Here is an 18,646-nt window from a genome sequence, read left to right as displayed (position 1 = left end):
CTTTATATCCCGCTTCCAAGCCATGATCCTTCCGAATATCGCCTCCATACAAGATCCCGCATTGGCCGCGCAGCTCGATCACGCCATCGACAACAAAACCAAGCCGCCCGGCAGCCTCGGCGTGCTCGAACAGCTGGCGAAACAGATCGGCCTCGTTCAGCAAACCGTTTCGCCGCGGATCGTGGAACCGGCCATGCTGGTGTTTGCGGGCGACCACGGCGTGGTCGCGGAAGGCGTATCGGCATATCCCCAGGATGTGACTTGGCAGATGGTGGAGAACTTCCTGGCGGGCGGGGCGGCCATCAATGTCTTCGCGCAGCAGAACGGCATTGCGCTCACGGTGATCGACGCGGGCGTGAACCATGAATTCGGCCATCGCGAAGGGCTGGTGGACCGCAAGGTGGCGCACGGCACCCGCAACTTTGCGCAGGAGCCCGCGATGACTGCGGAACAATGCGCCCTGGCACTCGAACGCGGCATGGAACTCGCCGCGACCCTGCCCGGCAATGTGGTGGGCTTCGGCGAGATGGGCATCGGGAACACCACCGCGGCCGCTGCGCTGATGCACAAGCTCACCGGCATCCCTGCCGCCGCCTGCGTCGGCGCGGGCACGGGCCTCACCGCCGACGGGGTGCTGCACAAGCAGCGCGTGATCGAGGCGGCGGCCGGGCACCACGGGGTCACTGCCCCGCTGGACGTGCTGGCTGCCTTCGGCGGCTTCGAGATCGCCATGATGGCTGGCGCCATGCTCAAGGCGGCCGAACTGCGCAAGGTACTGTTGATCGACGGCTTCATCGTCAGCAGTGCGCTGCTGTGCGCCGCAAGGCTGCAGCCCAATATCCTGGATTACTGCGTGTTCTCGCACTGCTCGAACGAACAGGGCCACCGCCAGCTGCTGGAGACGCTGGGCGGCCGCCCCCTGCTGAATCTCGGCCTGCGCCTGGGCGAAGGCACCGGCAGCGCCCTCGCCCTGCCCCTGCTGCAGGCCGCGGCCAACTTCCTGAACCGGATGGCAACCTTCGCCTCCGCCCAGGTCAGCGAGAAGTCCAGCTGATGCAGCAGCTGCGCCTGTTCTTCACCGCGCTGCAGTTCTTCACGCGGCTGCCCATCCCGCGCTGGGTGGGCTTCGATCCGGACTGGCTGCATCAATCCTCGCGCTACTTTCCGCTGGTGGGAGCGGTGGTCGCGGCCATTGGCACGGCCGTGTACTGGCTTGCCGCACACGCCCTGCCAGCGTCCCTCGCGGTTCTGCTGTCCACCGCCGCCACCATCTACGCCACGGGCGCCTTTCACGAAGACGGCTTCGCCGATACCTGCGACGGCCTGGGCGGGGGCATGACGCGCGAACGCGCGCTGGAGATCATGAAGGATTCCCGCATCGGCGCCTACGGCGCCATCGGCATCCTCCTCATGCTGGCGGTGAAATGCACGGCGCTGGCGCAGCTTGCGCCTTCCGCCGCCATTGCGGCGATGTTCGCGGCGCATCCCCTGTCCCGGCTGATGGCCAGCGCCCTGATCTGGCAGATGCAGTACGCGCGCAGCGAAGGCAAGTCCAAGCCGCTGGCGCAGCAGATGCGCGGCGGAGAATTCCTCATTGCGGCAGCTACCGCGCTGCTGCCGCCCGCCATCATCGCCGCCATGGGCTGGATCGCCTGGTCCGTGCTGCTCGCCGGACTGGTGGCCATGATGCTCGGCGCCTGGTGGCTGGCGCGCAAGTTCGCGCAGCGGCTGGGCGGCTACACGGGCGACTGCCTGGGCGCGGTCCAGCAGCTGACGGAAGCCGTTTTCTATCTCTGCGCGGTGGCAGGCGCAGGCCTCGCCGCATGGAACTGATCCTCATCCGCCATCCCCGCCCCGCCGGTGTTGAGGGGCGGTGCTACGGCAGCAGCGATGTCGCCGTCGAGGCCGGCGAGCTGGCTCGATGCGCGGACGCAGTGCAAGGCCAGCTTGCGCTGCTCGTCCCTGTCTCCACCGTCCAGTATTTCAGCAGCCCGCTGCAGCGCTGCAGCGCCCTCGCGCAACTGCTGTCTCCCGATTTCCGCAGCGATGCGCGAATCGCGGAGATGCACTTTGGCGGCTGGGAAGGCCAACGCTGGGAAGCCATTCCGCGCGCGGAGGTCGATGCCTGGGTGGCCGACCTGCCGGGCTTCCGGCCGGGAGGCGGCGAGAATGTGGCCGAGGTGGCGCAGCGGGTGAACGGCTTTCTTCATGACCTGCGGCGCAGCGGCTGCGAGCGCACCGTCGTCGTCTGCCACGCGGGCACCATGCGGCTGATGCAGGCGCTGGCAGGCGGCCAAACCCCTGCTGCGGCGGCCCTGAACGCGGCCGCCACGCCCCACCGGATCGCCTACGGCGAAGTCCTCAGTTTGCCCTTGAGCGGCAAGCCCGTATAATGGCGAGGTTTTGGTGCCCGCGCTCGAGTTCTTGAGCGCAGTTAAACGGGAAACACGAACCGGCCTTGCCGGTCAACGTGTGCTGCCCCCGCAACGGTAAGCAAGTGTCCGCTCCTTGAAGCGGAAGCCGCCTCCGGCAACCACTGTGCGCAAGCATGGGAAGGTGAGACGGCCATACCTGCCAGCCCGGATACCGGCCAAATCAGGTGGATGCGCGGACTGCGCATCTGTTCAATCCAGCCTACGGGGACGTGGGCCGGTTGCTCATTTTTAGAAGACTTGTCATGACCTTTCCAGTAACACGGCAGGCGACGCTGGCGTCCCTCGCCATGGCTATCGCCGCGCCCTCCTTCGCCCAGACCACCGCCATCGACGCCGTGATCGTCACCGCCACCCGCAGCCCGCAGCGCGCGAGCGAAGTGATCAGCGATACCGTTACCATCACTGCCGACGAGATCGCGCGTTCCGGCGTGGGCTCGGTGACCGAGCTGCTGCAGCGCCAGCGCGGCATCGAAGTGACCCGCAACGGCGGCCCGGGCACCAACTCCACCGTCTACATCCGCGGCGCGAACAGCAACCAGAACATCGTGCTGGTGGACGGTGTGCGCATCGGCTCCTCGACCAGCGGCGCGGCCAGCTGGAGCTCCATTCCCCTGAGCGCCATCGACCGCATCGAAATCGTCTATGGCCCCCTCAGCACCTTGTACGGCGCGGACGCCATCGGCGGGGTGATCCAGGTGTTCACCAAGAAGGGCAAGGGCGAAACCGCCGTCACCGCCTTCGCTGGCGCAGGCAGCGACAACACGCGCGAAGCGGATGCCGCCATCTCGGGCGGCACCGGCAAATTCAGCTACTCGCTCAGCGCAGGCAAGGAACGTTCTGACGGTTTCTCGGCCACCAAGCCGGGCAACTTCTCCTACAACGGCGACAAGGACGGCTATGACCGCAAGAACGCGGCAGGCCAATTCACGGTGCAGCTGGCTCCAGGCCATGAAGCGGGCGCCCTCTTCCTGTACAGCCGCACCGAAACGCAGATCGATGCAGGCGCCGGCAGCTTCGACGCTCACAGCGTGCAGGACCTGAACAACGTGGCCGTTTTCAGCCGCCATGAGCTGCTGCCGAACTGGAAGATGCAGCTGCAGCTTGCGCAGACGCGCGACAAGTCGGGCAACTTCAGCGGCACCGGCCCCTTCGGCACAAGCCAGATCAACACGAAGCAGACCCAATTCAGCTGGCAGAACGATATCCAGCTGGGCGCGGACACCCTGCAGCTGCTGGCCGAACGCCGCAAGGAAGAAGTGGAAGCCAATACGGCAGGCCTCTCGCGCGACCGCAGCACCAACTCGGTCGCCACCACCTATAACCTGAAGCGCGGCGACCACCTGGTCAGCGTGGGTGCGCGCAACGACGACAGCTCGCAGTACGGCAGCAAGGGCACCGGCTCCCTCGGCTACGGCTACCGCTTCACGCGCGAACTGCGCCTGAACGCCAGCTATGGCACGAGCTTCCGCGCCCCGACTTTCAATGAACTGTACTACCCGGGCTTCGGCCAGCCGGACAACAAGCCTGAAAAAGGCCGCAACGGCGAGATCGGGCTGCAGTACAACGACGGCAAGACCCAGCTGGGCGCGGTGTACTACCGCAACAAGCTGAGCCGTCTGCTGGTGACCACCATCCCCTGCCCCATCCCCGATCCGGCCTTCACCTTCGGCTGCGCCTACAACGTGAACAAGGCCACGCTGGAAGGCCTGTCGCTGTCTGCGCAGCACCAGCTGGGCGACCTGGCCCTGAGCGCCAGCGCCGACCTGCAGGATCCGAAGGACGAAACGACCCACAAGCAGCTGGCGCGCCGCGCCAGGCGCCATGCCAGCCTGGCCGCCGAATATGGCGCGGGCCCTCTGCGCGCGGGTGTTGAATGGCAGCTGTCCAGCGAACGTTTCGACAATGCCAGCAACACCGCCCGTCTTGGCGGCTATGGCCTGGTGAACCTGTTCGCGACCTGGCAGTTCAACCGCGACTGGTCCGCCCTCGTCCGCTGGAACAACGTGGCCGACAAGCAGTATGAGCTGGCGCGCTACTACGCAACCGCCGGTTCCACGGTGTTTGCCGGTCTGCGCTACGGCATGAAATAATTCATCATGCATCCCCTGTCCGCCAGCCTGCGCAACCGGACCGGCCTGATTACGGCCGGGCTGCTGGCCGCTTCCCTGGCCAGCATCGTTTTCGCAGGCATGACCGGATCGGTCAGCGTTCCGCTGGCCGACATTCCCGGCGCGATAGGGGAACTCCTGAACGGCGGCCCCGCTTCCATGGCCGCCACCCTGCTCGAACTGCGCGCAAGCCGCGCACTGACCGCCTTCGTGACCGGCGCGGCCCTGTCGCTTGCTGGCGTGATGATGCAGGCCCTCCTGCGCAATCCCCTGGCTGACCCTTACGTACTGGGCATTTCGTCCGGATCGGCCGTTGGCGCCCTGGCTGCCCTCATGCTGATGGCCACAGCATGGGCCGTGGACCTGAGCGCCTTTGGCGGCGCGGTCGCCATTTCCATGCTCTTGTACCTGCTGGCGCGGCGCGATCTGCGCAGCGGAGCGGCCGCCGAAGGCGGAACCGCGCTGCTGCTGCTCACCGGGGTCATTCTTTCCGCACTGTGCGCGGCGCTGGTGACGCTGATGCTGTCCGTCGCGCCGGAGAACCAGCTGCGCAACATGGTGTTCTGGCTGATCGGCGACCTCGCAGGCGCGCCGCTGCGCTGGCTTCCCTGGATCGTCCTGGCGGCAGGCCTGGTCTTCGCCTTGCGCAATGCGCGCGCCATGAACGTCATGGCCCTGCACGCGGAAGCTGCGTCCACGCTGGGCATCCGTGTCGGCGCTCTGCGCAAGGGACTGTTCTTCATCTCGGGCCTGCTTACCGCCAGCGCCGTGACCACGGCTGGCAGCGTGGGCTTCGTGGGCTTGATCATTCCGCACGCGATCCGCTTCGCCTTCGGTCCTGACCACCGCTTGCTGATTCCTGCCGCCACGCTGACTGGCGGAGCGTATCTTGTGCTGGCCGACACGCTGGCACGCACCGTCATCGCTCCCCAGCAGTTGCCGGTCGGTGTGATCACGGCCCTGATCGGGGCGCCGGTCTTTCTCTATCAACTTCACCGGCTGAGGAAATGATGATTGCCGCTTCCCAGCTCGAACTGCGCATCGGCGCACGCCTTCTCGCCCAGGGCCTGAACTGGCAGGTCGGCGAAGGCGAGTGCTGGAGCGTTATCGGCCGCAACGGCGCGGGCAAGAGCACCCTGCTCCGCGCGCTGGCCGGACTGCGCCAACCCGATGCCGGGCAGGTGCTGGTCCGCGGCCGCCCACTGGACGACTGGCCGCTGGACGAACTGGCGCGCACCCGCGCCTTCCTGGCCCAGGGCCGCAGCGACGCCTTCGCCTACAGCGTGATCGAAACCGTACTGTCCGCGCGCCATCCCTATCATGCGAACCGCTACTGGGAAGACAGCGACGACCACCATATTGCCATGCGTTCTCTGGCAGCGATGGAAGTGGATCATCTCGCGGACCGCGATGTACGCACGCTGTCCGGCGGCGAAAGGCAGCGCGTCGCCATTGCCGCCATGCTGGCCCAGGATACGCCCATCCTGCTGCTGGACGAACCGGCCAATGCCCTCGACCTGGCGCACCAGGTGAGCGTCATGGGCCTGCTGGCGAAGCTGTGCAGGCAGCAAGGCAAGACCGTGGTGATGGTGGGCCACGACCTGACCCTGGCGCACAGCGTTTCCACGCATGCGCTGCTCCTCATGGGCGACGGCCGCTGGCTGGCCGGTACGGTGGCGGAGGTGATGCAGCCCGCCATCCTGAGCGAGTATCTCGACCACCCCATAGAACTTGTACGGCACGGAGCGCGCAGCATCTTCATCCCCTCGGAGGCAAGCCATGAATGAACTGACACCGGAAGAAACCGCGGCGCTGAACGAGCGCCACCGCGTACGGATGGAACGCAAGAAGGCCATCATCGACGCGAAGATCGCAGCGGCCGACAAGGAAATCGGCATCGTCATCGTCAACACCGGAAACGGCAAGGGCAAGAGCTCCAGCGGCTTCGGCATGGCGATCCGCGCCATGGGGCACGGCATGAAGGTTGGCGTTGTCCAGTTCATCAAGGGCGCCATGTCCACGGGCGAAGAGAAGTTCCTGCGCCGCTTCCCGGACGAGATCGAGTTCCACGCCATGGGCGAAGGCTATACCTGGGAAACCCAGAACCGCGAACGCGACATCGAGAAGGCGCAGGCGGCATGGGCACAGGCCAGGCGCTTCCTTACCGATCCGGGTATCGGCCTCGTCGTGCTGGACGAACTGAATATCGCATTGAAGTACCGCTACCTGGATGTCGACACGGTGATTGCCGACCTGCTCGACCGCCCCGAGATGCAGCATGCCGTCGTCACAGGCCGCGGCGCACCGCCCGAGCTGATCGCCGTCGCGGACACGGTCACCGAAATGAACGTGGTCAAGCATGCCTTCAAGGCAGGCATTGGCGCCCAGGCCGGAGTGGAATGGTAATGCCGGCTGCGCGCGCCTTGCTGATCGCCGCCGTATCCTCCGGCCAGGGCAAGACGACCGTCACGGCTGCGCTGGCGCGCAAGCTGGTGCGCAGCGGGCGTTCCGTGCGCGTATTCAAATGCGGTCCGGATTTTATCGACCCCATGGTGCTGGCGAGGACCAGCGGGGCGCCGGTGGAGTCCCTTGACCTCTGGATGGTGGGCCGCGAACGGTGCGCAAAGCTGCTGGCCGAAGCGGCACAGGAAGCGGATGCCATCCTGATCGAAGGCGTGATGGGCCTGTACGACGGAACGCCTTCCGCAGCCGATCTGTCGCGCGAATTTGGCGTTCCCGTGCTGGCCGTGATCGATGCGGGCGCCATGGCACAGACGGCGGGAGCCCTGGTGCAGGGCCTGCGCGACTATGGGCCGGTCGACCTGGCGGGCGTGGTTGCCAACCGCATTGGCAGTGCGGGCCACGCGGCCATGGTGTCCTCCTCGCTGCGCGGCGTGCCGCTGCTGGCCTCCCTGCCGAAACAGGCACGCGCGCTGCCCGAACGCCATCTTGGGCTCGTGCTGCCGGACGAAGTCGCCGGTATCGACGCGCTGCTCGATGAACTGGCCGAACAGCTTGCGTTCGACGAAGCGGCGTTCGAAAACCTCGCCCCCATCCAGTTCACGCCGCCCGCGTCTTCGCCAGCGGCCGGGGTGCCTCTGGCTGGGCGCACCATAGCCATCGCGCGCGACGCGGCATTCATGTTCCTTTATCCGTCGAACTTGCGGCTCCTCGAATCCATGGGCGCGCAGCTGCGCTACTTCTCCCCCCTTGCAAACGATGCGGTGCCCGCAGACGCCGACGCGCTGTACCTGCCCGGGGGATACCCCGAACTGCATGCCGCCCGCCTGAGCGGGGCGGTGCAGTGGCGCTCCTCCGTTCGCGAAGCCCACGCCGCGGGAATGCCGATCTATGCCGAATGCGGCGGCATGATGGCGCTTGCCGAACAGCTGGTGGACAAGGGTGGCGCGAGCTGGCCGATGGCGGGTCTTCTGCCAGGCACCGTGACCATGCAGGCAAGGCTGGCCGGACTTGGCCCCCAATCCATGCCGACTGCCCACGGCCTCCTGCGCGGCCACACCTTCCACTATTCGCGTCTAGACAGCCCGGCGGAGCCAGCTGGGTACACATTGAAGCAGCCGAACGGCGCGCAAGGAGAGGCCCTGTACCGCGCCGGTTCGCTGCGCGCATCCTACTTCCACGCCTATTTCCCATCGAATCCCGCCGCCACCGCTGCGCTGTTCCTGAGGGAGGACGTATGAGCCGGACACTGATCCTCGGCGGCGCACGGTCCGGCAAGAGCGCGTATGCGGAGAGGCTCGCTGCCGCATCCGGCAAGGAAGCCGTGTATATCGCCACCGGCCACGCGGGCGATGCGGAAATGGCGGAGCGTATCGCCCGGCACCGCGCCGACCGGCCCGCGCATTGGCGCACCGTCGAGGAGCCATTGGCCCTTGCCGATGCGCTGCGGCAGTGGCGTGCGCCTGAAAGGGTGGTGCTGGTGGACTGCCTGACGCTCTGGCTGAGCAATCTGCTGTTCTCGGATGGCACGCAGTATCCCGACATAGGACGTATCGACCTGCCGCCGCGCTTTCACCTGGAACGCGCAGCGCTCCTGCAAGAACTGGCGGGGCAACAAGGCGACGTGCTGCTGGTTTCGAACGAGGTCGGCCTGGGCATCGTGCCTTTCGGTGCGGTATCGCGCGCCTTCGCCGACGAAGCGGGACGCCTCAATCAGGCGCTGGCCGCGCTCTGCGACCGCGCCGTCTTCGTCGCCGCCGGGCTGCCGCTGCAACTCAAGGGGTCCGCATGCTAAACGGATGGAGCTGGCCTGTCGTGGCGATGCTGATGGCGGCAGGCGTCGTTCTCGACCTGCTGCTGGGCGAGCCGCGCCGCCTGCATCCGCTGGTGGGTTTCGGGCGGCTGGCAAACGCCATCGAGCGGTCGCTGAACAAGGCGGGCGCCCGGATTGCGCGCGGTGCGCTGGGCTGGGCGCTGGCGGTACTTCCCATCACGGCAGCGAGTGTCCTGCTGTGCCAATCCCCCATGGGACTGGCGGCGCACGCGGTATTGCTCTACCTCTGCATAGGCCTGCGCAGCCTGCGCGAACATAACCTCCCCATTGCCGAGGCCCTGCGCGCCGGAGATCTTCCCTCCGCCCGCGAGCTCACGGCCCGCATCGTCAGCCGCGACACGCAGGGAGCAAGCGCCTCCGATCTCGCCAAGGCCAGCACGGAGTCCCTGCTGGAAAATGGCAACGACGCGGTGTTCGGTACGCTTTTCTGGTTTGCCGTCGCGGGCGGTCCCGGGGCGGTGCTGTTCCGCCTCGCGAACACGCTGGACGCGATGTGGGGTTACCGCAGTCCGCGCTTCCTGGAGTTTGGCCGAGTGGCGGCGCGCATCGACGATGCCTTGAACTACATTCCAGCGCGGCTCACCGCCCTCTCCTACGTGCTGCTGGCGCCCGGGCGAAAGGCCAGGCTGCGCGCACTGTACTGCTGGCGTACGCAGGCGCCGCAATGGAGCAGCCCGAACGCCGGGCCGGTGATGTCCACCGGGGCTGGGGCCCTCGGCCTGGCGCTCGGCGGCGCCGCAGTCTACGACGGTGAGCTCGAACAGCGTCCGCCCCTCGGCATGGGCATGGAGGCGGAGGCGGCCGACATCCGCCGCGCATGGCAGCTTGTGGCGCTGGCCACCCTGCTCTGGCTGGGCCTTGCGCTGTTCTGCGCCATCATCGCATTTGGAGTCTGGCATGCCTGAACACGGCGGCAACCTCCGCGAAGCGGCGCTGCGCTATGGCCGCAGCGATTGGCTCGATCTCTCAACCGGCATCAACCCGGCCTGGTATCCGGTTCCCGCATTGACGCCAGATGCCTGGCACAGGCTGCCGGAGAGCGATCCTGCGCTGGTGGAGGCAGCGTGCGCCTTCTACGGCGCGCCTGCAATGCTGCCCGTTGCGGGAACACAGGCGGCGATACAGGCCCTGCCCCGGCTGCGGCCTGCGTCGCGCATCGTCATCGCAGCTCCCTCATACGCCGAACATGCACACCATTGGGCGCAGCATGGCCACACCGTCCGGCAGGTTCCCTATGCCGATCTCCATGCCTCGCTGGACGGATGCGATGTGCTCGTAGTGTGCAATCCAAACAACCCGACGGGCGACACCGTGCCGCGCGCGCAGCTCCTGGACTGGGCTGGGCGGCTGGCGGCGCGCGGTGGCTGGCTGGTCGTGGACGAGGCGTTCGCCGACACCGGCGGCACGCACAGCGTGGTGGACTGCGCAGCGCGCGAGGGCCTTATCGTTTTGCGTTCGGTCGGCAAGTTCTTCGGACTGGCAGGGTTGCGCCTCGGCTTCGTTGCCGCAGCGCCGGGCCTTCTCGCACAGCTCGCGGAACTGCTAGGGCCGTGGACAGTGAGCGGCCCCGCGCAGCAGATTGCCAGCCGCGCCCTGCGCGACCGGACATGGCAAGCGGCCACACGGGAACGCCTCGCCAGCGAAGGCGAGCGCCTGCGCGCGCTCCTCGGCGCGCACGGTATCGAATCCCGCGGCACAGCGCTCTTCCAGTGGTGGCCGGAACCGGAAGCAGAGGCCTTTCACGAACATATGGCGCAGCGCGGCATCTGGGTACGCCTGTTCCGCGAGGCGGGCCGCGGCATCCGCCTTGGCCTGCCGCCAGATGAAACGGGCTGGGTACGCCTCCAGCAAGCACTCACAGATTGGAGTTCACGATGAAGAAGCTCATATTCGCCGCCCTGCTGGTGTCGGCACAGGTCCATGGTGCGGTTACCGTTATCGACGACGACGGCAAGGCAGTTACGCTGCAAAAGCCCGCGCAACGCGTCATTGCCATGGCGCCCCACGTCACGGAGCTGATCTTCGCGGCCGGAGCGGGGAGCAAGATCGTGGGCGCAGTGAACTACAGCGATTATCCTGAAGCGGCGAACAGCATTCCGCGCATCGGCGACAACCGCGAGATCGACATCGAGCGCGTGGTCGCCATGAAGCCGGACCTCATCGTGATCTGGCGCCACGGCAGCTCGGAACGGCAGCTGGAGCAGCTGCGCAAGCTGGGCTACCCCATGTTCCACAGCACGCCGAAGAACCTGGACCGCATTGCGGACAACCTGGTCAGCATGGGGAAGCTGATGGGAACCGAAACGGCAGCGGAAGCGGCGGCCGATGCCTTGCGCCGCAAGCTGGCCGCGCTGCGTGCGCAGTACGCGAACCGTCCGCCGGTGCGCACCTTCTACCAGGTGTGGGACAAGCCGCTGTACACGCTGAACGGCGCCCACATCGTGAGCGACGCACTGAAGGTCTGCGGCGGCGTCAACATCTTCGCCAACCTCAAGGTGACGGCGCCGGTCGTAAGCATCGAAGCGGTACTGCAGGAAGATCCTGAAGCGGTATTCGGCACGGCGGAAAAGAACTATGGCGGTGTCAATCTGTGGCGGCCGTACACCCAGCTTCAGGCCACGCGCCAGGGCAATCTGTTCACGGTGGACGGCAACCTGCTGAACCGCGCAGGCCCGCGCATGATCGAGGGCACGGCCATGCTGTGCGAAAAGCTGGAACAGGCGCGCCAGCACAGGAAGAATTGAGATGGCATTTCCTTACTCCACCCTGATGGTGCAGGGAACGACTTCGGACGCAGGCAAGAGCACAGTGGTTGCGGCGCTCTGCCGCCTGCTGAAGCGCCAGGGAGTGCGTGTGGCGCCCTTCAAGCCGCAGAACATGGCCCTCAACAGCGCCGTGACGGCGGATGGCGGCGAGATCGGCCGCGCCCAGGCCCTGCAGGCGACTGCCGCAGGCCTTGCGCCGCATACGGACATGAACCCGGTGCTGCTCAAGCCCTCCAGCGATATCGGCGCGCAAGTCATCATCCACGGCAAGGTGCGCGCCGAAATGAATGCGCGCGACTATCACCAGTACAAGACCGTCGCAATGGGCGCTGTGCTGGAATCGCACCAGCGGCTGCTGCAGCAGTACGAAGCGGTCATTGTGGAAGGCGCCGGAAGCCCCGCCGAAATCAATCTGCGCGACCGCGACATCGCCAACATGGGCTTTGCGGAAGCCGTGGATTGCCCCGTGGTGCTGGTGGCGGACATCGACCGCGGCGGCGTGTTCGCACATATCGTGGGAACGCTCTCATGCCTTTCCGAATCCGAGCGCAAACGCATCGTGGGCTTCGTGATCAACCGCTTCCGGGGCGACATCAAGCTGCTGGAACCGGGCCTCGATTGGCTGGAACAGCAGACGGGCAAGCCGGTGCTGGCGGTTCTGCCCTATCTCCACGGTCTCTTCCTCGATGCCGAGGATGCGGTGCAGGCGGTGCAGGCGCAGCGCGGCGCCTTCCGCATTGCCGTTCCAAGCCTGCCGCGCATGAGCAACCATACCGATTTCGATGCATTGCGCGCCCATCCCGACGTGGACCTGCGCTTCGTGCGCGAAGGCGAACCCATTCCCGCATCGGACCTGATCGTCCTCCCCGGCAGCAAGAACACGCGGCGCGACCTGGCTTGGCTGGAAGCCCAGGGCTGGCCGAGCCAGATCGCAAGGCATCTGCGTTATGGCGGCAAAGTGATGGGCATCTGCGGGGGCTTCCAGATGCTGGGCCGCAGCGTGCGCGACCCCTTTGGCGTGGAAGGCGAAGCGGGCGAATCCGCCGCGCTCGGCCTGCTGGACATGCACACCACGCTGACGCAGGAGAAAAGGCTGGAGCAGGTTGCGGGCGAGTGCCTCTTTGCCGACGCGACGGTGGCGGGCTATGAGATCCATATGGGTGTTTCGAGCGGCGCTGCGCTGGACCGCCCCGCCTTCCGCATCGCAGGCCGTCCGGAAGGCGCACTGTCCCCGGATGGGCAGGTGCTGGGCACCTACCTCCATGGCGTCTTCGACACGCCCCAGGCCTGCAAGGCGCTGCTCGACTGGGCGGGCCTTTCCTCGGACTATGCTGTCGACACGGCCGCGCTGCGCGAGGCGAGCCTGGAACGCCTCGCCGATGCCACGCAGCCCCTGCTCGATGCCCTGCTGAAGCCGAGGTAGCGCGCAACCCGGTTCGGCCATTTGTGGAACAATAGGCCGATCGAGGAAAGCGCGCTGCCAATGTCCAGTTCCGACTTCACCAAACGCTATCTGCCATGGGTCGTTGCCACGGCCCTCTTCATGGAGCAGCTGGACTCCACCATCGTCAATACGGCGGTGCCCACCATGGCGGTCAGCCTCGGTGTTACGCCGCTCAGCCTCAAGTCCGTCGTCACAAGCTATATCCTGAGCCTTGCCGTCGCCATTCCCGTGAGCGGCTGGATGGCGGACCGCTTCGGCACGCGGCGGGTCTTCATGACGGCGGTCGTCATCTTCACCATCGCCTCCATCCTGTGCGGACTGTCCGTGAATACGCCCATGCTGGTGGCGGCGCGCCTGCTGCAAGGCTTCGGCGCCGCGATGATGATGCCGGTCGGGCGCATCACCATCATCCGCACCTTCCCCAAGGCCGAACTACTGTCGGCCATGAATTTCGTGATCATTCCGGCGCTCATCGGTCCCCTGCTGGGCCCCACGGTGGGCGGCCTGATTGTGCACTGGCTTTCCTGGCGCGAGATCTTCTTCATCAATGTGCCTGTAGGCGTCGCGGCCATCTACCTCGCCTGGCGCTATATGCCGGACTACCGCGACGAGCATCCGCGCCCGCTGGACGTCATGGGACTGATCCTGTTCGGCGCGGGGATTGCGTTGCTTTCCTGGCTGCTCGAAATCTTCGGCGAGCACCGCATCGATGTGACATCGGCCACGGTGCTCTTTGCCATCGCGGGTTTTCTGCTGCTCGCCTACTTCCTCCATGCCCGGCGCGACGACCATCCCCTGCTGCGGCTCGAACTGTTCCGCATCCGCACCTTCCGCATCTCCGTGGTTGGCGGCTTCCTCACCCGGCTTGGTGTAGGCGGCCTGCCCTTCCTGCTGCCGCTGCTCTACCAGTTGGGCCTTGGCCTGCCCGCGTGGAAATCGGGCCTGCTGATGATGCCTTCCGCGGCGGCGGCCATGGGCATGAAATTCATTTCTGTGCGCGTGCTCGCGCACTTCGGCTACCGCCAGGTGCTGGTGGTGAACACGGTGCTGATCGGGATCACCATCAGCATGTACTCCTTCGTGCACGCGGGAACGCCGCTCTATGCGATCGTGGCGATCAGCCTGTGCCTCGGCTTCTTCAATTCGCTGCAGTTCTCCAGCATGAACAGCATCGCCTATGCGGACGTTGAGCAGAAGGAGTCGAGCATGGCGAGCACCATCGCCAGCTCCATGCAGCAGCTGTCCATGAGCTTCGGCCTGGCGGCTGGCTCGCTGATTACGGGATGGTATCTGGGCGACGTGCCGCAGTCCGACAGGGTGCTGCTGACGGAGGCGCTGCATGACGCCTTCCTGACCCTGGCGGTGCTCACCATCCTGTCTTCCGCGATCTTTTGGCTGCTGCGGAAGGAGGATGGAGCGAGCATCAGCGGCTCGGCCAAGATGGCGACCGCCACGACGGAAGCGCAGTCGCCGCCGGACGCCTGATTACTTTGCCGGCTTCTTCGCCTCTGCGATGGCGTTGCGCGCAGCCTGTTCCTGCGCAGGCAGATGCAAACGCTGGGCCATGCCCAAGGCCTCTGCGCGATCAGCGGCCGCCTTCGCAGCATCGCCCCGTTTCTCGGCGACGCTCGCGGTCTGGAGCAGCGAGTAAGGCACGAAGACGTCGAACTTGATGCGCTTGCGGATCGCCAGGCTCTCCTCGGCATACGTGGCCGCTTCGGCCATGTCTCCCTTCGCCTCCGCCAGTTCACCGAGGTGGCGCACGACATAGGAGAGTTCGAGATCGCAGGAAGCCGATTTTGCTGCAGCATAGGCCTGCTCAAGATCGGGCGCGGAAGCCGGAACCTGGTCGGACACCTGGTACATCAGGCCACTGAAGAAGAGCGCATCGGCCTTGCTGCAAGGGTCCTTCAACTCCTTGGCCACCGCTGCGAAGGAAGGCTGAAGGGACATGAAGTCGCCCTTTTCGGCGCCAGTCAGACGGCGGAAGTAGGTGGACACCAGTTCGGCGTGGCGGGCCTTGGCCTGCATTTCGGCTGGCAGATGCTTTGCCTCGGCCAGCAGCGCCTTGACGGTCGCAGGTTCGTCGGATGTGGCCACACCGGAAAGGCGGGCGATCTGCTGCGTACGGACACGCTGCAGGAGCAGCTCGAAGCGGTGCTTCGAATCGGGTTTGGCCTGCAGCCCCTTGTCGACCGCGGCATAAGCGTCATTGAAGCGGCCCGAGTACATGGCCTGCTCCGCAGGCGTGACTGCGGCCATGGCCAGAATGGCCAGAAGCGCTGTTTTCATATGCTCTCCATCGGGGAAGTTGCCGGATGGTAGCACGGAAAGTGGAATAGGAAAAAAGCCCCATCAGCACTGAGCGCGATCTAGAGCGCGTTCAGGCGATGGGGCTTTTTGGGAATAACAGCCTGACGATAACCTACTTTCACACTGGTTGCAGCACTATCATCGGCGCAGAGTCGTTTCACGGTCCTGTTCGGGATGGGAAGGGGTGGGACCGACTTGCTATGGTCATCAGGCATGACTTGTACGGCTGCAGCGGTGTCGCGGCAGCCTGAATCTGGAAGAAGTAGAGGGTAGTGTTCTCAAACACTGGTAAATGCACATAACCGTCAAGGTTATAGGGACAAGCCGTACGGGCAATTAGTATCAGTTAGCTTAATGCATTACTGCACTTCCACACCTGACCTATCAACGTCCTGGTCTCGAACGACCCTTCAAGGAGCTCAAGGCTCCGGGAAATCTCATCTTAAGGCAAGTTTCCCGCTTAGATGCTTTCAGCGGTTATCTCTTCCGAACTTAGCTACCCGGCAATGCCACTGGCGTGACAACCGGTACACCAGAGGTTCGTCCACTCCGGTCCTCTCGTACTAGGAGCAGCCCCCTTCAAATTTCCAACGCCCACGGCAGATAGGGACCAAACTGTCTCACGACGTTTTAAACCCAGCTCACGTACCACTTTAAATGGCGAACAGCCATACCCTTGGGACCGGCTACAGCCCCAGGATGTGATGAGCCGACATCGAGGTGCCAAACTCCCCCGTCGATATGAACTCTTGGGAGGAATCAGCCTGTTATCCCCAGAGTACCTTTTATCCGTTGAGCGATGGCCCTTCCATACAGAACCACCGGATCACTATGTCCTACTTTCGTACCTGCTCGACTTGTCGGTCTCGCAGTTAAGCACGCTTATGCCATTGCACTATTAGCACGATGTCCGACCGTACCTAGCGTACCTTCGAACTCCTCCGTTACACTTTAGGAGGAGACCGCCCCAGTCAAACTGCCTACCATGCACTGTCCCCGACCCGGATTACGGGCCAAGGTTAGAACCTCAAACAAACCAGGGTGGTATTTCAAGGTTGGCTCCACGAGAACTGGCGTCCCCGCTTCAAAGCCTCCCACCTATCCTACACAGATTGGTTCAAAGTCCAATGCAAAGCTACAGTAAAGGTTCATGGGGTCTTTCCGTCTAGCCGCGGGTAGATTGCATCATCACAAACACTTCAACTTCGCTGAGTCTCGGGAGGAGACAGTGTGGCCATCGTTACGCCATTCGTGCAGGTCGGAACTTACCCGACAAGGAATTTCGCTACCTTAGGACCGTTATAGTTACGGCCGCCGTTTACTGGGACTTCAATCAAGAGCTTGCACCCCATCATTTAATCTTCCAGCACCGGGCAGGCGTCACACCCTATACGTCCACTTTCGTGTTTGCAGAGTGCTGTGTTTTTATTAAACAGTCGCAGCCACCAGTTTATTGCAACCTTTTCGCCCTTCCACAGTAAAGTGGTCAAGCTACCGAGGCGTACCTTTTCCCGAAGTTACGGTACCAATTTGCCGAGTTCCTTCTCCCGAGTTCTCTCAAGCGCCTTAGAATACTCATCTCGCCCACCTGTGTCGGTTTGCGGTACGGTCTCGTATGACTGAAGCTTAGAGGCTTTTCTTGGAACCACTTCCGATTGCTTCGCGAGACAAGCTCGCTCGTCCCAGTCCCTTGAATTCCGCGCCCGGATTTGCCTAAGCGCCTTCTATGAACCAGAAACTAGCTATTCCAACAGCTAGACAACCTTCCGCGATCCGTCCCCCCATCGCATCATACGACGGTGCAGGAATATTAACCTGCTTCCCATCAGCTACGCATCTCTGCCTCGCCTTAGGGGCCGACTCACCCTGCTCCGATGAACGTTGAACAGGAAACCTTGGGCTTACGGCGTGCGGGCTTTTCACCCGCATTATCGCTACTCATGTCAGCATTCGCACTTCTGATACCTCCAGCATCCTTTACAAGACACCTTCGCAGGCTTACAGAACGCTCTCCTACCATATCCTTACGGATATCCGCAGCTTCGGTGACTGGCTTAGCCCCGTTACATCTTCCGCGCAGGACGACTCGATCAGTGAGCTATTACGCTTTCTTTAAATGATGGCTGCTTCTAAGCCAACATCCTGACTGTTTTAGCCTTCCCACTTCGTTTTCCACTTAGCCAATCTTTGGGACCTTAGCTGGCGGTCTGGGTTGTTTCCCTCTTGACGCCGGACGTTAGCACCCGACGTCTGTCTCCCAAGCTCGCACTCACCGGTATTCGGAGTTTGCAATGGTTTGGTAAGTCGCGATGACCCCCTAGCCATAACAGTGCTCTACCCCCGGTGGTGATACTTGAGGCACTACCTAAATAGTTTTCGGAGAGAACCAGCTATTTCCAAGTTTGTTTAGCCTTTCACCCCTACCCACAGCTCATCCCCTAATTTTTCAACATTAGTGGGTTCGGTCCTCCAGTGCGTGTTACCGCACCTTCAACCTGGCCATGGGTAGATCACTTGGTTTCGGGTCTACACCCAGCGACTGGCGCCCTGTTCGGACTCGATTTCTCTACGGCTCCCCTATCTGGTTAACCTCGCCACTGAATGTAAGTCGCTGACCCATTATACAAAAGGTACGCCGTCACCCCACGAAGAGGCTCCGACTGTTTGTATGCACACGGTTTCAGGATCTATTTCACTCCCCTCCCGGGGTTCTTTTCGCCTTTCCCTCACGGTACTGGTTCACTATCGGTCGATTACGAGTATTTAGCCTTGGAGGATGGTCCCCCCATCTTCAGACAGGATTTCTCGTGTCCCGCCCTACTTGTCGTACGCTTAGTACCACCGTTCTGATTTCGTGTACGGGGCTATCACCCGCTATGGCCCACATTTCCAGGTGGTTCCACTATCAGCTCGACTATCACGTACAGGCTCTTCCCATTTCGCTCGCCACTACTTTGGGAATCTCGGTTGATTTCTTTTCCTGCAGCTACTTAGATGTTTCAGTTCGCCGCGTTCGCTTCGTTAGCCTATGTATTCAGCTAACGATGACCTAAAAGGCCGGGTTTCCCCATTCGGAAATCTTCGGATCAATGCTTGTTTGTCAGCTCCCCGAAGCTTATCGCAGACTTCTACGTCCTTCATCGCCTGTAATCGCCAAGGCATCCGCCATGTGCACTTATTCACTTGTCCCTATAACCTTGACGGCTATAGTTCAAGCATTTACTACTGTGTTTGATGAGTTTTACTACTACCCTAAGTACACACATTGCTGTGTGCGCTTAATAAAA

15 protein-coding genes, 2 rRNA genes and 1 riboswitch are annotated in these 18,646 nt (G+C 63.6%); of the genes, 14 read left to right on the top strand and 3 right to left on the bottom strand.

What is annotated here, in order from left to right; all coding sequences use genetic code 11:
- Positions 1-22: 22 nt before the first annotated feature.
- From cobT to LSQ66_RS04340, 14 genes are all read left to right on the top strand, one after another.
- The gene (cobT, locus tag LSQ66_RS04405) at positions 23-1,054 is read left to right on the top strand and encodes a nicotinate-nucleotide--dimethylbenzimidazole phosphoribosyltransferase (protein ID WP_231768594.1); all 1,032 of its coding nucleotides are present in this window, start codon (positions 23-25) and stop codon (positions 1,052-1,054) included.
- Entirely contained in the window at positions 1,054-1,833 is a 780-nt protein-coding gene (locus tag LSQ66_RS04400; protein ID WP_231768593.1) for an adenosylcobinamide-GDP ribazoletransferase, read from the top strand. The genes cobT and LSQ66_RS04400 overlap by 1 nt, the downstream gene beginning before the upstream one ends.
- Positions 1,824-2,393, top strand: a complete 570-nt coding sequence (locus LSQ66_RS04395) for a histidine phosphatase family protein (RefSeq protein ID WP_231768592.1) — start codon at positions 1,824-1,826, stop codon at positions 2,391-2,393. Before LSQ66_RS04400 ends, LSQ66_RS04395 begins: the two co-directional genes overlap by 10 nt.
- Positions 2,388-2,609, top strand: a riboswitch (cobalamin riboswitch). Its footprint overlaps the gene before it by 6 nt.
- Positions 2,610-2,677: 68 nt before the next feature.
- Positions 2,678-4,525, top strand: a complete 1,848-nt coding sequence (locus LSQ66_RS04390; RefSeq protein ID WP_231768591.1) for a TonB-dependent receptor domain-containing protein — start codon at positions 2,678-2,680, stop codon at positions 4,523-4,525.
- A 6-nt stretch (positions 4,526-4,531) separates the two neighbouring features.
- Positions 4,532-5,554, top strand: coding sequence for a FecCD family ABC transporter permease (locus LSQ66_RS04385; protein WP_231768590.1), 1,023 nt, complete (start codon positions 4,532-4,534; stop codon positions 5,552-5,554).
- Positions 5,554-6,330, top strand: a complete 777-nt coding sequence (locus tag LSQ66_RS04380) for an ABC transporter ATP-binding protein (protein WP_231770048.1) — start codon at positions 5,554-5,556, stop codon at positions 6,328-6,330. Before LSQ66_RS04385 ends, LSQ66_RS04380 begins: the two co-directional genes overlap by 1 nt.
- Positions 6,323-6,949, top strand: a complete 627-nt coding sequence (gene cobO / locus LSQ66_RS04375) for a cob(I)yrinic acid a,c-diamide adenosyltransferase (RefSeq protein WP_231768589.1) — start codon at positions 6,323-6,325, stop codon at positions 6,947-6,949. The genes LSQ66_RS04380 and cobO overlap by 8 nt, the downstream gene beginning before the upstream one ends.
- Positions 6,949-8,244, top strand: coding sequence for a cobyrinate a,c-diamide synthase (locus LSQ66_RS04370; RefSeq protein WP_407659555.1), 1,296 nt, complete (start codon positions 6,949-6,951; stop codon positions 8,242-8,244). Before cobO ends, LSQ66_RS04370 begins: the two co-directional genes overlap by 1 nt.
- Positions 8,241-8,798, top strand: coding sequence for a bifunctional adenosylcobinamide kinase/adenosylcobinamide-phosphate guanylyltransferase (gene cobU, locus LSQ66_RS04365; RefSeq protein WP_231768587.1), 558 nt, complete (start codon positions 8,241-8,243; stop codon positions 8,796-8,798). The genes LSQ66_RS04370 and cobU overlap by 4 nt, the downstream gene beginning before the upstream one ends.
- Positions 8,792-9,742: an adenosylcobinamide-phosphate synthase CbiB gene (gene cbiB / locus LSQ66_RS04360; protein WP_231768586.1), complete on the top strand. Its 951-nt coding sequence runs from the start codon at positions 8,792-8,794 to the stop codon at positions 9,740-9,742. Before cobU ends, cbiB begins: the two co-directional genes overlap by 7 nt.
- Positions 9,735-10,715 carry a threonine-phosphate decarboxylase CobD gene (gene cobD, locus LSQ66_RS04355; RefSeq protein WP_231768585.1) on the top strand — a complete coding sequence of 327 codons (981 nt, stop codon included), beginning with the start codon at positions 9,735-9,737 and terminating at the stop codon, positions 10,713-10,715. Before cbiB ends, cobD begins: the two co-directional genes overlap by 8 nt.
- The gene (locus LSQ66_RS04350) at positions 10,712-11,581 is read left to right on the top strand and encodes a cobalamin-binding protein (protein WP_231768584.1); all 870 of its coding nucleotides are present in this window, start codon (positions 10,712-10,714) and stop codon (positions 11,579-11,581) included. The genes cobD and LSQ66_RS04350 overlap by 4 nt, the downstream gene beginning before the upstream one ends.
- Before the next feature lies 1 nt (position 11,582).
- Positions 11,583-13,025: a cobyric acid synthase gene (locus LSQ66_RS04345; protein WP_231768583.1), complete on the top strand. Its 1,443-nt coding sequence runs from the start codon at positions 11,583-11,585 to the stop codon at positions 13,023-13,025.
- Between the two features lie 60 nt (positions 13,026-13,085).
- Positions 13,086-14,531 (top strand): DHA2 family efflux MFS transporter permease subunit, encoded by a 1,446-nt coding sequence (locus tag LSQ66_RS04340; protein WP_231768582.1) that lies wholly within the window; start codon positions 13,086-13,088, stop codon positions 14,529-14,531.
- Here LSQ66_RS04340 and LSQ66_RS04335 read toward each other — a convergent pair whose 3' ends face one another.
- The 3 genes from LSQ66_RS04335 to LSQ66_RS04325 form a co-directional block, all read right to left on the bottom strand.
- Complete coding sequence (locus LSQ66_RS04335; protein ID WP_231768581.1) at positions 14,532-15,338, bottom strand: hypothetical protein; 807 nt, start codon at positions 15,336-15,338, stop codon at positions 14,532-14,534.
- A 120-nt stretch (positions 15,339-15,458) separates the two neighbouring features.
- Positions 15,459-15,571 (bottom strand): 5S ribosomal RNA (gene rrf, locus LSQ66_RS04330).
- Between the two features lie 103 nt (positions 15,572-15,674).
- Positions 15,675-18,548 (bottom strand): 23S ribosomal RNA (locus LSQ66_RS04325).
- Positions 18,549-18,646: the final 98 nt, after the last annotated feature.

This window comes from Massilia endophytica (assembly GCF_021165955.1).
Classification (GTDB): Bacteria; Pseudomonadota; Gammaproteobacteria; order Burkholderiales; family Burkholderiaceae_D; genus Rugamonas; species Rugamonas endophytica.
The sequence above is the reverse complement of the archived record's forward strand: the minus strand, read 5'-3'. Positions and strand labels throughout refer to the sequence as shown.

Bases quoted from the DNA above. Each gene is read 5' to 3' on its own strand.
- LSQ66_RS04370 (WP_407659555.1), top strand. From the start codon at position 6,949: ATGCCGGCTGCGCGCGCCTTGCTGATCGCCGCCGTATCCTCCGGCCAG.
- LSQ66_RS04400 (WP_231768593.1), top strand. From the start codon at position 1,054: ATGCAGCAGCTGCGCCTGTTCTTCACCGCGCTGCAGTTCTTCACGCGG.
- LSQ66_RS04385 (WP_231768590.1), top strand. From the start codon at position 4,532: ATGCATCCCCTGTCCGCCAGCCTGCGCAACCGGACCGGCCTGATTACG.
- LSQ66_RS04395 (WP_231768592.1), top strand. From the start codon at position 1,824: ATGGAACTGATCCTCATCCGCCATCCCCGCCCCGCCGGTGTTGAGGGG.
- cobU (WP_231768587.1), top strand. From the start codon at position 8,241: ATGAGCCGGACACTGATCCTCGGCGGCGCACGGTCCGGCAAGAGCGCG.
- LSQ66_RS04390 (WP_231768591.1), top strand. From the start codon at position 2,678: ATGACCTTTCCAGTAACACGGCAGGCGACGCTGGCGTCCCTCGCCATG.
- cobO (WP_231768589.1), top strand. From the start codon at position 6,323: ATGAATGAACTGACACCGGAAGAAACCGCGGCGCTGAACGAGCGCCAC.
- LSQ66_RS04350 (WP_231768584.1), top strand. From the start codon at position 10,712: ATGAAGAAGCTCATATTCGCCGCCCTGCTGGTGTCGGCACAGGTCCAT.
- LSQ66_RS04340 (WP_231768582.1), top strand. From the start codon at position 13,086: ATGTCCAGTTCCGACTTCACCAAACGCTATCTGCCATGGGTCGTTGCC.
- cbiB (WP_231768586.1), top strand. From the start codon at position 8,792: ATGCTAAACGGATGGAGCTGGCCTGTCGTGGCGATGCTGATGGCGGCA.
- cobD (WP_231768585.1), top strand. From the start codon at position 9,735: ATGCCTGAACACGGCGGCAACCTCCGCGAAGCGGCGCTGCGCTATGGC.
- LSQ66_RS04345 (WP_231768583.1), top strand. From the start codon at position 11,583: ATGGCATTTCCTTACTCCACCCTGATGGTGCAGGGAACGACTTCGGAC.
- LSQ66_RS04380 (WP_231770048.1), top strand. From the start codon at position 5,554: ATGATTGCCGCTTCCCAGCTCGAACTGCGCATCGGCGCACGCCTTCTC.
- LSQ66_RS04335 (WP_231768581.1), bottom strand. From the start codon at position 15,338: ATGAAAACAGCGCTTCTGGCCATTCTGGCCATGGCCGCAGTCACGCCT.
- cobT (WP_231768594.1), top strand. From the start codon at position 23: ATGATCCTTCCGAATATCGCCTCCATACAAGATCCCGCATTGGCCGCG.